This is a genomic window from Gelidimonas diazotrophica, assembly GCF_055694025.1.
Genome location: NZ_CM146349.1, coordinates 1910362 through 1924130 on the forward strand (window position 1 = coordinate 1910362; position 13769 = coordinate 1924130).

The window sequence follows — 13769 nt, forward strand, 5'->3', positions numbered from 1 at the left end:
TTCTGGCAGGCTCTGGCCCATGCGCCGTTTAAACGAGCGCAAGACAGCAGCGCAAGACGAACCAGACGATTTTCCGCGCACACCGGTTTTAGTGAGCGCTTTTTTGGGTTGACGACACACTCCGGGAACGCTTCACGCTGCTGGCAGGTGGGGCGTCCTGCATTTTCATTTCGAATCCATATAGCGCCGCCAGCGCCTGTTTGCGGTGGTCAAGCTCTTCTCCGAGCTGATTCAGGTCCATCCCGCTTTTCTTGGCCTTTGGAAATAACTCGTTCTGTTCTTCCTTGACATGATGCGTTACATATTCGGCCAGCACCGTGAACTTGGCGTCGTACAGTTCATCGGCAGGATTCATGAATTCGAGTTCTGACACCAGTTTTTTGACCGTTGTGTGCTCCACCTTCGCTTCATCGAGCAGATCTCCGGCGCCCTGCACCTCGCGCATCGCCGGGTAGAAAATCTCTTCCTCGATTTGCGCATGCACTGTCAATTCATTGCAGGCTTGCTTGACCAGCGCACGTTTTTCCTCATCACTGCCCTTGCCCTTGCCCTTGCCCTTGAGCTTTTTATACTGTTCAAAAATTTTGCTGACTTTTTCATGATCGGCCGTCAGCAACTGGATCGCATTTGGAATCGATCTTTTGCTGCTGGATTGGCTCTTGCTGCCGGGTTGTGCTTGTTGTCCCATCACATTCTCCATCGGTTGGTGAATCGGACTCGATTTCATGCAAATGCCATGCCAAAACGGCGAACTGCGCTAACCCAGGCAATAACCAACTCTCGATCCTGCCATCCCCGTGCTGCCGCTAAGTAACATCCGCAAACGACAGTCGATTCCACTTGTAAAAATTACAGTCAAAATTGTAATTTTTACATGATGTTACGCACTGCCATAGTTAAAAAAGTGCATAACATCAGATACCTAATGATGTATTTTTAAAACACCATAAAAATAAAGCGGCAATCACATGGTTTTTACTTATACTCCCGGAAATTTTTTGCGTGATGAAACACCTCAGACCTGATCAAACGCATTGCCTCGGAATTTCTAGTGGGTAATGCGATAACTCTGGAAACCTCAATTTCTTTAGTCAAAACTTTCTGGCCGTTGCAGCGCAACCTAAAAATACTTGCAGACAACGTGTTTGGATAACCGCGTTTCCCCATGGCAAATCGGCAGCATTGCACTATGGTAATCGTACACAGTGAAACGCCATTATCAGGATGGCATCATGCTAAAAACAAGTTAAACGAGGGCAGTTTTTTCTGTCCAAATCAATGTAAATTTGCTATTGTTCGTGCGTCAATGAACCTCCGCAACCGCTCCAGCAATGAAATCAATTACGCGCCTCGGCGCATCTTTAACCCCCTGCACGTCGAAAATCAGCTTAAGTGGCTCGGGCCAAACTTTGTACCTTTTCCTTTTTCTTTTCATCTTAATTAATAGAGTTATAAAAATTAACAGCACAGCAGAAGCCGCCAGCAAAGTCACCCGGCGCGCTGCGGTCTGCTGATGATGAGATCCTTTCTTAAATCGGAAAACACACTCGCCGGCGCTGATGTTTTTCGTATCCTGTCGCCGTTCCTGTATGCCTCGGCGCTGCTGTATACGGGGCTTGTCTTGCCTTGGCGGTACGCAGCAGAGTCCTATACACGGCTGGTGGCAACGGCTGTGCTGGCACTCTTGCTGTTGCTTGCACTGCAACGCCTGCTTGCCAGTACCGCACCGGAAAGCACACATAAGCGCAGCCTGATCGAGGGTTGCGCCATGCTGGCGGCGCTGATCGCACTGTCGCCATCGCAGCTGTCATTTCCCTGGCTGGTCATGATGGCTGGCCTGTTCCCTTTAATTCTGAGCGGTAAGTTGATGATAGGCGTGGCAACCGCAATCGGCCTCACCGGCCTGACGCTCAACCTGTTCGCAGGCGTACCCGCGAGTGACTTGCTATCCCAGTTTTTTGTGACCATGTTTACCGGTGCGCTGGCAGTATTGCTCTCTGAAGTGCTGCGCGTTCATCTTGTCACGGCACGCAAGGCGCACGTCGATCTGGCGCGTTTCAATGCCATCGCCCGCGTAACCCATAACGTTTTAATCATTACCGATGCCGACTTCAAGGTGCTTTTCGTAAATGCGGCAATCAAGGAAATCGTCGGCACACCGCAGCACGAAATTTTATCCAATGGCCTGCCGTCTTCGATCCATCCGGACGATTTGGCCGCATATCAGAAAAATTTGCGCACATTGCAGAAATTGCCAAACAGCACTATTTTTACCCGCTACCGGCTGCAGCACAAGAATGGGCGCTGGCTATGGCTGGAAACCTATGGCTACAATATGCTGCACGACGATGCCATCCATGGCTTCGTTTTCGCCATCACCGACATTACCGAGCGCAAGCTGGCAGAGCAAAAACTGGACAATGAGCGCAGCCTGCTGCGCGCGGTGCTGGACCACAACCCATCCATGATTTACGCCACCGATCTGAAGGGGCGCTTCACCATCAGCAATCGCACTTTCCAACGCAGCTTTGGTTTCCTGTCGGAAGACGATTTACGCGGCAAAACCCATCACGATGTCATGTTGATGCAGTCCACAGAGATACAAAAGCATATTGCCAGGCAACTCGCGCATGAAAGCCAGTTGTACGATGCCAATATCATGCAAAGTGGCGAACCGGTACAAAATATCGAAATCGAAGGCGTCTGGAAGAACGAAACACAGGATGAGGCGCCGCGCTGGTACCAGTCCAGCAAGTATCCGTTGCGCGACAGCAATGGCAACACCATTGGCGTGCTCAATAAAATGCGCGATATCACCTATCGCAAGGAATATGAAGTTCATCTGAAATATCAGGCGCTACACGATCCATTGACTGGCTTGGCCAATCGCCGTTACATGCTGCAGAGCATTGCGGAGAGCATTGTTCTTTTCCATACGACAGAGGACAAGTTCGCAGTGCTGTTTTGCGATCTCGATTCCTTCAAGAACGTCAACGACATCCACGGCCATGAATTCGGCGACAAGTGCCTGCGGGAAATCACGCGACGCTTTGGCGCACAACTCGACAATACGGATTTTGCAGCCCGCTTCGGCAGCGATGAATTCGTGATTCTGGTCAAGGCTTCGCTCACTGAAGCCACTGCCAAAGCCCAGGCGCTGTTGCAGGCGTTATCCTTGCCGATTACTGTCAATGACGTCGTGGTCAAGATCGGCGCCAGCATCGGCATCGCCCAGATGCGCGACGACCACAACAGTCCTTCCGACCTGATCCGCGATGCCGATGCGGCCATGTATCAAGCCAAAGAGCTGGGCCACAACCGTATCAAAATTTTTGACGCTTCGCTGCACGACATCTCGACCCGGCGCGCCCAGCTCGATGCTGCTTTGCATTTCGCGCTGGAACGCAATGAACTCAGCGTTCTGTATCAGCCGAAAGTTGCGATGCAAGATCGCACTCTCAAGGGACTGGAGCTGCTGCTGCGATGGAACAGCCTGCAGTACGGGGAAATTTCACCGGCCGAATTCATCCCGATTGCAGAGAGCAACGGCCTCATCATACCGATCGGATTATGGGTGCTGGAGCAGGCCTGCAAACAGCAACGGCACTGGCAAACCGTATTCCCGCAAGTGACCGGCATGAGCGTTGCAGTTAATGTTTCGATGCGTCAATTACTGCAACCGGAATTTCTGTCAACAGTCACGCGCCTTCTGGAAGAATCGCGCGTAATACCGGGCAGCATCGAACTTGAGTTGACCGAAACTGCGGTCATGGCAAATCCGTTGCAAGTGATAGAAAGCCTGACACAGCTCAAGCGACTGGGATTGCGTCTGGCACTGGACGATTTCGGTACCGGCTATTCCTCGCTGGCGTATCTGCAAAAACTGCCGATGAACACGCTGAAAATAGATAAGGCTTTCGTGACTGGCATAGCCACGAAAAAGAGCGAGAAAGAAATTGTTCGCCTGATCATTGCATTAGCCAGAACATTGGCACTCGATATCGTCGCAGAAGGCGTGGAAACGCAGGAACAAATAGCTGAACTGACCAGATTAGGATGCGACATCGGGCAAGGATTTCTGTTTTCGCCCCCAATCAGCGCACAGGAAGTGGAAAAATGGCTCGTCATGCCAGAACGCAAATACACCGAAGTCAAGCCAGAACATATCCAGATGGATTGAAGCGCACAATGGCACCTTTGACGTTGCAACCGCTATAGTTCCTCGTCCCTGGTCTCCCGTCCCTTAACCAACTCATTCATAGACTCCCATGAAATTCGATGTCGTCATTATCGGTAGCGGCTTGGCCGGCCTCTCCGTAGCGCTCCACCTGGCTGAAAATCATCAAGTCGCCGTCGTTACCAAGCGGCATCTGCTCGACGGCGCCAGCAACTGGGCCCAGGGCGGGATTGCCGCCGTGCTCGATTCCGGCGACAGTTACGCGCAACATATCGAAGACACTTTAATCGCCGGCGCAGGATTGTGCGACGAGGCGGCCACCCGCAACATCGTCGAACACGGGCGCGAAGCGATTGAATGGCTGATCTCCCAAGGCGTGCCATTTACCCGCGACGACAACGCCGAACTCGGCTACCACCTGACCCGCGAAGGCGGCCATAGCCAGCGCCGCATCATTCACGCGGCCGACGCCACCGGCCACGCAGTACAGGTCACGCTGGAAGAAAAAGTGCGCAAGCACCCGAATATCACGCTGCTGGAAAACCATTACGCGATTGACCTGATCACATCCACCAAGCTGGACCAGAAATCGCTAACGCCGGAGTGTGTTGGGCTGTATGTGCAGGATGTAGTCACCGGAAAAGTCATCACGATTTCCGCTGGGCACACCGTGCTGGCCACAGGCGGCACCGGCAAGGTGTATTTGTACACCACCAATCCGGATACCGCCACCGGCGACGGCATTGCGATGGCTTGGCGTGCCGGCTGTCGGGTGGCCAATATGGAATTCATCCAGTTCCATCCGACTTGCCTGTACCACCCGTACGCGAAGTCATTCCTGATTTCGGAAGCGATGCGCGGCGAAGGCGGCCTGCTCAAGTTGCCGCCGGAAGCGGGCGCTGCGGCTGGACTGCGTTTCATGCCGGAACATGACGCCCGTGCCGAACTGGCGCCACGCGACGTAGTCGCCCGCACGATTGATTTCGAAATGAAAAAGCGCGGCCTCGATTATGTCCATCTGGACATTAGCCACAAGACCCCGGAATTCCTGCAAGAGCATTTTCCGACCATTTATGCACGCTGCATGGAACTCGGTATCGATATCAGCAAGGAGCCGATCCCAGTGGTGCCGGCGGCCCACTATACCTGCGGCGGCGTAGTCACCGACATGAACGGCAGCACCGATATCGCAGGTTTGTATGCGGTAGGCGAAAGCGCTTATACCGGCTTGCATGGCGCCAACCGCCTGGCCAGCAATTCGTTGCTGGAATGCCTGGTGCTGGGCCGCGCTGCCGCGCTGGAGATCGACCGCGCGCCAAGGACAATCCACCCATCGCTGCCGCAATGGGACGAAAGCCGCGTCACCGATGCCGATGAAGAAGTCGTGATTTCGCATAACTGGGATGAATTGCGCCGCTTAATGTGGAATTACGTCGGTATCGTGCGCACCACCAAGCGCCTCGATCGGGCGCAACACCGGATCAGCCTGTTGAAGAAAGAAATCCACGAGTACTACGCCAATTTCCGCATCACCAGCGATCTGTTGGAATTGCGCAACCTGGTGGAAGTCGCTTCGCTGATCGTAAATAGCGCGCTGATCCGGCGCGAGAGCCGCGGCCTGCATTACAGCCGCGACTATCCGGCTACCTTGCCCAAGGCATTGCCGAGTGTGCTGTCGCCGAAACGACTTTAGCCATGAAAAATGCACGGCAGCATACTGCTCCGTGCATTTTTTAAGACCGCAATATATTTATGCGGTAACAAGCTTGATTTCAGGCATACCCCCATAAAACATGAACTAATGGGGGCTGTTTCAGAAAACGGGAAATAAAGCACGTTAAGACTCTTTCCGCGCTTAAATGGCATGAACGACTTCAAAATCCTATTTTTACGTGCTTCAGGCATCTAATCACGTTTCAATTTTCCAAGTCCGACGGGCTGCTAGGGGGCAGCTCACGAAACGGAAAAAATCGTACGCTAAGAACTGTGGCAGCGGGAGTATTCCCGCCCTGCGGTTGGTGCCTGGGAGATGCGCAACTCCGCAGTGGCGATTTGGTCTGGGACGTACTAGGTTAGTGGCCGACGGAAGGAGTGCTCTATGTGGATATTGCCGTACCACAGCCGGATTGTTTCGTAGAAGACGGCAACAATCCAGCTGGCAAGTGTGGTTAATTTGACAGTGCCGCTCGGGCGCCCGAACGAACGTTTACTCGAAGAAGCAGGCAGCTTCCTCGATCAGGGCAACGATTTCATCGGCATGCGAGGCCAGGGACGCATGGCTCGCTTGCAACGTGATCGTTTTCTTGGGATTCATGCGCTGCGCCATCCACGTTTCGGTTTCCGGCGGGATCATGCGGTCGTTCGCCGAAACCTGGTACCAGCTCGGTTTTACTTTCCACGCCGGCGCTCCGGACTTGTCATCGAAACAGCGGGCCGCGATCGGTTTCTGCGTCAGTGCCATCACCAGCGCCTCAGTCTCGTCGAGGTCTTGGCCAAAGCTTTCACGAAACTTGTTGGGAGTGATCCAGAGAAACCCGTCCTTGTCGGGACGGATATCACCGCCTGAAGGAGATGCTTGCCGCCCGAAAATACTGGCGAGACTGTCCCCTTCGTCGGGGGCGAATGCTGCTACATAGACGAGACCAACAACATTGGGCACGTGGCCGGCACCCGTGATAACTGCGCCACCGTAGGAATGGCCGACCAGCAAGGTCGGGCCATCCTGCGCCGCCGCGAGTTTGCTGGTGCGATCGATATCGTCGGCCAATGACGTCAGCGGATTCTGTACCGCGCAGACCCGGTAGCCCTTGGCATGGAGCGGCGGAATGACGTGGCGCCAGTGCGAGCCGTCGCCCCATGCCCCGTGCACTAACAAGATGGTTAATTTAGTAGTCATCGTGATCCTCCTTGGTTGTTGCCCCAGACTTGGGTGCCGACTTCAAGAAATTGGCCAAGCTAACGTCGGGAACGCCCCTGACGCATTTCGCACCAACACGCCAAGCGACTCTACCTGTTTCCTGCCGCCGTCGTGTAAGGATAGACCACGCCATGGCGAATACAATTTTTTTCTGATTCCACCAGTGGCCTGTCAGATTGACCTATACGTCAACCGGGCGCCAGCCGCGGGGTGAAATTTGCGTCAAATTAGGGCCGATTTCGGCGTTGTCTAACGCTTGAGGCCCGATCTCTCAGGCTTCAAGCTGATTAGTGTGCTTTATTTGCCGAATTCTGCGTGCGTCCCTAATGGGTCATGCTGGCAGCTTCCCCACGATCCGCAATGAATAATCGGTGGCCCGTACATCCTTGGTCAAGCCGCCGATCGAGATCCGGTCGACGCCAGTGTCGGCAATCGCGCGCAGCGTCGTCATGTTGATGCCGCCGGAGGCTTCCAGCAACGCACGCCCGGCGGTGATGTGGACCGCTTCACGCAGCGCATCGGTGCTGAAATTATCTAGCAGCACGGATCTGGCGCCGGCGGCCAGCGCTTCGGCTAGCTGTTGCAAGGTTTCGACCTCGATCTGAATCGGTACGCCGGAACGCAAACCCAGCGCTGCGGCCATCACCGCGCCGATGCTGCCGGCCGCGGCAATGTGGTTTTCCTTGATCAAAATGCCGTCATACAAGGCCAGACGCTGATTCTGACCGCCGCCCACGCACACCGCGTATTTCTGCGCCAGCCGCAACCCCGGCAAAGTCTTGCGGGTATCCAGAATCGCAGCGCGAGTGCCTTCGATTGTCGTCACATGACGCCGTGTGGCGCTCGCCACGCCGGACAAAAGTTGCAGAAAATTCAAGGCGCTGCGCTCCGCAGTCAGCAACGCGCGCGCCGGCGCTTCAATCGTACAGACTGTGCTGTCGGGCGTCATCAGATCGCCTTCCGCGTAACACCATTCGATCCGGATGCCGGGGCCGACCGATTGCATCACACCTTCAAACCACGGCGCGCCGCATAAAACGGCTTCTTCGCGCACCAGCACGCGGGCCTTGACCCATTCATGTTCCGGCACCAAGCGGCCGGTGACATCGCCGCTGCCGATATCTTCTTGCAGCGCGACCCGGATATTCTCTTCAAAGGCTGCCGCCAGCTCGGCATCCATCGGCGCAAATCGGTTGCTCAAGGTGCTCATGCCGGTCCGATCCCTGAAAACAACTTGGCTTCCTGCGCCAGATCGGCACCGGGGCGCACATTGGCTTTCTTTGCGGCGGCAAAATCGAGCATCCGGTCGATGCAGAGCACTGCCTTGCGACCGATTTCAGCATCGACAAAGACTTCGCTGCTGCCGTTTTCCAGTACATCAGCCAAGTTCGCCAAGCCGTTCATCGCCATCCATGGGCAATGGGCGCAACTCTTGCAAGTGGCGCTGTTGCCGGCGGTCGGCGCTTCGATGAAATGCTTGGTCGGCGCTGCCATGCGCATCTTGTGCAGGATGCCGTTATCGGTTGCCACGATGAAGGTATCGGTATCCAGCGTTTGGGTGGCCGCAATCATTTGCGAGGTGGAGCCGACCACATCGGCCAAGGCCACCACCGCCTCCGGCGACTCCGGATGCACCAGCACTTTTGCATGCGGATATTGTTGCTTCAGCAATTCCAGCTCGACCGCCTTGAATTCATCATGCACCAGGCACGAACCCTGCCACAGCAGCATGTCGGCACCGGTTTTTTTCTGGATATAGCCGCCCAGATGTTTGTCTGGCGCCCACAAGATTTTTTTACCCTGTGCATGTAAATGGGCCACGATATCGAGCCCGATGGAGGAAGTCACCATCCAGTCGGCGCGGGCTTTTACCGCTGCGCTGGTATTCGCATACACCACCACGGTGCGGTCCGGATGGGCATCGCAGAAGGCGGCAAATTCGTCGGCCGGGCAACCCAGGTCGAGCGAGCAGGTGGCGTCCAGATCGGGCATCAACACGCGTTTTTCCGGACTCAGAATTTTTGCGGTTTCGCCCATGAAGCGCACGCCGGCGACCACCAGCGTCTGGGCCGGATGATCGCGGCCGAAGCGCGCCATCTCCAGCGAATCCGATACGCAGCCGCCGGTTTCTTCGGCCAGATCCTGTATATCGGGATCGACATAGTAATGCGCCACCAGTACTGCATCGCGTTCCTTGAGCAAGCGCCTGATGCGTTCTTTCAGAGCAATTTTTTCGGCGGGCGACGGCTCGGCGGGCGTGCGGGCCCAGGCCTGCGCGGTACAACTGGAACCGGTTTCCATTTGCGGGCGCTCGAATTCAACGGGTTTGATCACTTGAGTTTGCATATGCGGTTTGGTCAGTGTAGAAGGGTTGACGGTGGCTTTCGGTACGGCTGGTATCGGCGCATGGTGTATGAAAACAAGGTATCCGATATCGCCCTGGAGTACCTGCAGTCTTCCTTGGAAATCAATACCTGCGAGGCACGGTCTGCTATGCTCTGCGTCGTGTTTTATGCGGTGCAATTCGGTTCAATAAAACACGATTTGGCAACAGCACGAATTTTACGCTCGTTTTCAAGATGAAATTTTTCCGATAAAATTCTTTGCCGAAGCATGTGCAATCGTGCCTGCCCCGCAATGATCACCAGACTGAAGCTGTCTCCATGAACAATAGCATTTTCGACAAATCCCAAAAAGGCCGCGAAGAGATAGCCATGCGCAAATATGGTCTGGCGCTGCGGCTGCGCGCGCTGCTGGTGATGATCGACGGCCGGCACAGCACTGCTGATTTACTGGAAAAAGTATCCGGCCTCGGGCTCGGCGAATCCAGCATCCAGGAGTTGCTCGACAACGGCTACATTCAACTCAGCAATAACCCGAAATGACAAAAAGCGCACTGTGCTTAAATCAACAGTGCGCTTTTTTTAGTGAGGCTTTCCGGAACGGTTAAGCAATCCCCTGACTGCTCAGGTAATCCTCATAGTTACCCAAATAGTCGACGACTTCATTGTCCTTGATCTCCAGGATACGGGTTGCCAGCGAGGAAACGAATTCCCGGTCATGTGAAACAAAGATCAGCGTGCCGGCGTATTTTTCCAGTGCGATATTGAGCGACTCGATCGTTTCCATATCCATATGGTTGGTCGGCTCATCCATCAACAGCACATTATGGCGGCCCAGCATCAGCTTGCCGTAGGTCATCCGACCTTTTTCGCCGCCGGACAACACGGTTACCGATTTTTTCACGTCATCGCCACTGAACAGCAAGCGGCCCAGAATCGAGCGCACCGCCTGGTCGTCATCGCCTTCCGTAGTCCAGCGGCCCATCCATTCGGTCAGATTGATGTCTTTGGCGAAATTTTCGGTAGGGTCTTGCGGCATGTAGCCCACATCCGCATGTTCGGCCCATTTTGCAAAACCGCTATCCGCATGCAAACCGCATACAACATCCCCGCCGATGCAGCGCAGCAAAGTGGTTTTGCCGATGCCGTTGGCGCCGATGATGGCGATCCGTTCGCCGGCTTCGACCATCAGGTTGACGTTTTTGAAAATCGTGTGATCATAGCTTTTGCTCAAGCCCTGCACCTCGACTGCCTGACGATGCAATTTCTTTTCACCATCAAAACGCACGAATGGGTTTTGACGCGACGATGGTTTCAGGTCCTCGACCTTGATCTTCTCGATCTGCTTGGCGCGCGATGTAGCTTGGCGTGCCTTCGATTTATTGGCTGAGAAGCGGCGCACGAAATCCTGCAGTTCGGCGACTTTTTCTTTCGCTTTGGTATTCACCGATTGCTGCTGCTGGCGTGCTTGCGTGGAAGCGAACATGTAGTCGTCGTAATTGCCCGGATACACTTTCAATGTGCCGTAATCCATATCGGCCATGTGGGTGCAGACCTGATTCAGAAAATGGCGATCATGCGAAATGATGATCATGGTCGAGTTGCGCTCGTTGAGCACGTCTTCCAGCCAGCGAATGGTGTTGATGTCGAGGTTATTGGTTGGCTCATCGAGCAGCAGGATGTCCGGGTTGGAGAACAATGCCTGCGCCAGCAATACCCGCAATTTCCAGCCGGGCGCGACGTTGCTCATCGGCCCCTGGTGCTGTTCAATCGCAACCCCGACGCCCAGCAATAATTCGCCGGCGCGCGATTCTGCGGTATAGCCATCGTATTCGGCGAATTTCGCTTCCAGATCGGCGGCTTTCATGTAGTCGTCGTCAGTGGCTTCCGGATCGGCGTAAATCGCGTCGCGTTCGGCCATCACCGCCCACATCTCGGTATGGCCCATCATCACTACATCCAGCACTCGCATCTCTTCAAAAGCAAACTGGTCCTGGCGCAATTTGCCCAAACGCTCATTGGTGTCGAGCATGACCGTGCCGGCAGACTGATCGAGATCGCCGCCCAGAATCTTCATGAAGGTGGATTTGCCGCAACCGTTGGCGCCGATCAGGCCATAGCGATTGCCATCGCCGAATTTGACGGAAATGTTTTCGAACAACGGCTTGGCGCCGAACTGCATGGTGATGTTTGCTGTAGATAGCACTGCTGAAACCCTTAAAAAGGTGAACTGAATAACTGCCTATTATACCTTGTAAGTCAAGCGCTTATTTTGACTTTGCTGCGGCGTGTCGTGAAGCGAGCACGTGAATTTCGAATCGTTATGGCATTCCTTGAATCGGGCATTTGACATACTCCCTTATATTTTCAAAAAATGCATATTTTTCCGCATGTAATCATTGCGGCAATAAAATATACCTATATTAGTATATTTAATCTGCGTTACAGATTGTCAGCGCGCCAGTCCCGGATATGCAGAAAAAGTGAGTTGAAACGATGTTGTATCCGATCCCAGTTGTGCGCGTGCACCCACCGGTAAAGTCAATTTGTCCGCTATATGGCCGAAAGGCAGTCCGGTCAGGATAGGAACATTCAATTGGGAGCGCATGAACGCCAGCATCGCGCCAAAATCGTAGCCACGGTCGTAGTCTGTGACGCGATAGCTGGAAAAATCGCCCAGAATGATCGCCTTTTGCTGCGCCAAAACGCCCGCGTGCAGCAGTTGCAGCAGCATGCGTTCGATCCGGTACGGATGTTCGTTGATATCCTCGACAAATAGGATGCCGTTCTTGATCTGCGGGAAATACGGTGTGCCAAGCAAATGATTCAGGATCGTCAGATTGCCGCCCCACAGGATTCCTTCGGTATCGACGGTAGGATTGCCCTCTGCCTGCACCGTGATCCGATACGAGGTGGAGCGCAGGCAATCCCAGAAATGGGTGATGGTGAAAGCGCTGACATCCTCGCGGCCAAAGTCGCTGCACAGCATCGGGCCGGCAAAACTGACGGTATTGTTCTGCGCCAGCAATGCCATCTGCAGCACGGTAAAGTCGCTGTGCCCGACAAAAAGCTTGCCGCTGGCAGCCAGTTGTGCCAAATCCAGCGCCGGCAGCAAGCGCGACAAGCCGTAACCGCCGCGCACCGCCATGATGATTTGCACTTCCGGATTGGCGGCTGCCGCCTCCAGTTGCGCCTGGCAAGATGCTGGGGTGCCGCCGAAACGCTGGTAACTTGCCGCCGGGTCATAATAATTATGAATCTGACAGCCTTGCGCCTGCAGCAGCGCAATACCACGCGTCAACGCGCTGTCGTCAGCCGGATAACCGCTGGGAGCGACTAAAGCGACGCCGACATTCTGGGCGACAAGTGGGAGATTAATGGTCATTGCGTCATTGCACTTCCAAAGATTTGTTTTGCTGCATCTGGCGGCGCTGGGCAAAAAAATCCTTTAGTAATGTGCTGCATTGCTGCGCCAGTACGCCACTGACGACTTCTGTGTGGTGATTCAGTTTTTCTTGTGCGAACAGGTTGATGATCGAGCCGCATGCGCCGGTTTTTGGGTCTGACGCACCAAAAATAATGCGCGACAAGCGCGCATGCATCATCGCTCCCGCGCACATCGCGCACGGCTCCAGCGTGACGTACAAATCGCAGCCGGGCAGCCGGTAATTGCCCAGCACTTGCGCCGCCGCCCGCAAGGCCATGATTTCTGCGTGCGCGGTCGGGTCATGCGCGCCAATCGGCTGATTGCAGCCAACCGCCACGATCCGGCCATCCTTGACCAGCACTGCGCCGACCGGAACTTCGCCCAAATCCCAGGCTTTTTGCGCCTGTTCCAAAGCTTGAGCCATGAAGAAGGTGTCATCCATTCCCATTACCGCTGCCGTCAACTTCTGCCCAGCAATTGGGCGTTTCATATAGCGTGATTTTGCTTAAGGACAAACCGGTGCCGTATCTGTCCTGATAGACATTTTTAAGAATATCAAAGGCTGCGCTAGCCAGATTCTCGACCGTAGGGATGCGCTCCAGCACTACGGTCTTGTGATCCGGCATGCTGTCCAGGAATTGCCTGACCGCAGTATCGTTCTTGTACACCAGAAAAGCATGATCCCAGAGATCGACCAAATGGGTTTTGGCAAGTGCTTTGATGTCGGAAAAATCCATGATCATGCCGTTATCCGATTGACCATCTTCCTCAACCACCGCGCCGACTAGCGTAATGAGCAGCGTATAGCGGTGCCCGTGCAGGTTGCGGCACTGGCTTTTATGGTCGGGAATGCGATGGCCGGCATCGAACTCCAACTTGCGGGTAATCGTCAACATGGTGTGTACT

The 13769-nt window shown here is 54.5% G+C and carries 11 protein-coding genes; 3 read left to right on the top strand and 8 right to left on the bottom strand.

Annotation, left to right across the window (positions count from 1 at the left end):
- Positions 1-88: 88 nt before the first annotated feature.
- The gene (locus tag KGFNPO_RS08840) at positions 89-688 is read right to left on the bottom strand and encodes a hemerythrin domain-containing protein (protein WP_472634367.1); all 600 of its coding nucleotides are present in this window, start codon (positions 686-688) and stop codon (positions 89-91) included.
- 828 nt (positions 689-1516) lie between these two features.
- On the opposite strand from KGFNPO_RS08840, the gene KGFNPO_RS08845 reads away from it, so the two are divergent.
- Both KGFNPO_RS08845 and nadB read left to right on the top strand, forming a co-directional pair.
- Entirely contained in the window at positions 1517-4180 is a 2664-nt protein-coding gene (locus KGFNPO_RS08845; RefSeq protein ID WP_472634368.1) for a sensor domain-containing protein, read from the top strand.
- Between the two features lie 88 nt (positions 4181-4268).
- Positions 4269-5870: an L-aspartate oxidase gene (gene nadB, locus KGFNPO_RS08850; RefSeq protein WP_472630943.1), complete on the top strand. Its 1602-nt coding sequence runs from the start codon at positions 4269-4271 to the stop codon at positions 5868-5870.
- 513 nt (positions 5871-6383) lie between these two features.
- Here the strand turns inward: nadB and KGFNPO_RS08855 are convergent.
- The 3 genes from KGFNPO_RS08855 to nadA all read right to left on the bottom strand — a co-directional run bounded on the left by KGFNPO_RS08855 (position 6384) and on the right by nadA (position 9440).
- Positions 6384-7073 (bottom strand): alpha/beta hydrolase, encoded by a 690-nt coding sequence (locus tag KGFNPO_RS08855; RefSeq protein ID WP_472630944.1) that lies wholly within the window; start codon positions 7071-7073, stop codon positions 6384-6386.
- Positions 7074-7425: 352 nt separating this feature from the next.
- A complete protein-coding gene (gene nadC, locus KGFNPO_RS08860; RefSeq protein WP_472630945.1) occupies positions 7426-8304 on the bottom strand; it encodes a carboxylating nicotinate-nucleotide diphosphorylase in 879 nt (292 codons plus the stop codon).
- A complete protein-coding gene (gene nadA / locus KGFNPO_RS08865; RefSeq protein WP_472630946.1) occupies positions 8301-9440 on the bottom strand; it encodes a quinolinate synthase NadA in 1140 nt (379 codons plus the stop codon). The genes nadC and nadA overlap by 4 nt, the downstream gene beginning before the upstream one ends.
- 317 nt (positions 9441-9757) lie before the next feature.
- Here nadA and KGFNPO_RS08870 point away from each other — a divergent pair, with 317 nt between their 5' ends.
- A complete protein-coding gene (locus KGFNPO_RS08870; RefSeq protein ID WP_472630947.1) occupies positions 9758-9979 on the top strand; it encodes a hypothetical protein in 222 nt (73 codons plus the stop codon).
- A 61-nt stretch (positions 9980-10040) separates the two neighbouring features.
- Here KGFNPO_RS08870 and KGFNPO_RS08875 read toward each other — a convergent pair whose 3' ends face one another.
- The 4 genes from KGFNPO_RS08875 to queD all read right to left on the bottom strand — a co-directional run bounded on the left by KGFNPO_RS08875 (position 10041) and on the right by queD (position 13759).
- Positions 10041-11642 carry an ABC-F family ATPase gene (locus tag KGFNPO_RS08875; RefSeq protein ID WP_472630948.1) on the bottom strand — a complete coding sequence of 534 codons (1602 nt, stop codon included), beginning with the start codon at positions 11640-11642 and terminating at the stop codon, positions 10041-10043.
- 246 nt (positions 11643-11888) lie between these two features.
- A complete protein-coding gene (gene ldcA / locus KGFNPO_RS08880; RefSeq protein WP_472630949.1) occupies positions 11889-12821 on the bottom strand; it encodes a muramoyltetrapeptide carboxypeptidase in 933 nt (310 codons plus the stop codon).
- Positions 12822-12825: 4 nt separating this feature from the next.
- The gene (gene tadA / locus KGFNPO_RS08885) at positions 12826-13305 is read right to left on the bottom strand and encodes a tRNA adenosine(34) deaminase TadA (protein ID WP_472634432.1); all 480 of its coding nucleotides are present in this window, start codon (positions 13303-13305) and stop codon (positions 12826-12828) included.
- Positions 13298-13759, bottom strand: a complete 462-nt coding sequence (queD, locus tag KGFNPO_RS08890; RefSeq protein WP_472630950.1) for a 6-carboxytetrahydropterin synthase QueD — start codon at positions 13757-13759, stop codon at positions 13298-13300. The genes tadA and queD overlap by 8 nt, the downstream gene beginning before the upstream one ends.
- Positions 13760-13769: the final 10 nt, after the last annotated feature.

Excerpts from the sequence above, each read along its gene's own strand:
- KGFNPO_RS08840 (WP_472634367.1), bottom strand. The coding sequence starts at position 688 with ATGGGACAACAAGCACAACCCGGCAGCAAGAGCCAATCCAGCAGCAAA.
- KGFNPO_RS08845 (WP_472634368.1), top strand. The coding sequence starts at position 1,517 with ATGAGATCCTTTCTTAAATCGGAAAACACACTCGCCGGCGCTGATGTT.
- nadB (WP_472630943.1), top strand. The coding sequence starts at position 4,269 with ATGAAATTCGATGTCGTCATTATCGGTAGCGGCTTGGCCGGCCTCTCC.
- KGFNPO_RS08855 (WP_472630944.1), bottom strand. The coding sequence starts at position 7,073 with ATGACTACTAAATTAACCATCTTGTTAGTGCACGGGGCATGGGGCGAC.
- nadC (WP_472630945.1), bottom strand. The coding sequence starts at position 8,304 with ATGAGCACCTTGAGCAACCGATTTGCGCCGATGGATGCCGAGCTGGCG.
- nadA (WP_472630946.1), bottom strand. The coding sequence starts at position 9,440 with ATGCAAACTCAAGTGATCAAACCCGTTGAATTCGAGCGCCCGCAAATG.
- KGFNPO_RS08870 (WP_472630947.1), top strand. The coding sequence starts at position 9,758 with ATGAACAATAGCATTTTCGACAAATCCCAAAAAGGCCGCGAAGAGATA.
- ldcA (WP_472630949.1), bottom strand. The coding sequence starts at position 12,821 with ATGACCATTAATCTCCCACTTGTCGCCCAGAATGTCGGCGTCGCTTTA.
- tadA (WP_472634432.1), bottom strand. The coding sequence starts at position 13,305 with ATGGATGACACCTTCTTCATGGCTCAAGCTTTGGAACAGGCGCAAAAA.
- queD (WP_472630950.1), bottom strand. The coding sequence starts at position 13,759 with ATGTTGACGATTACCCGCAAGTTGGAGTTCGATGCCGGCCATCGCATT.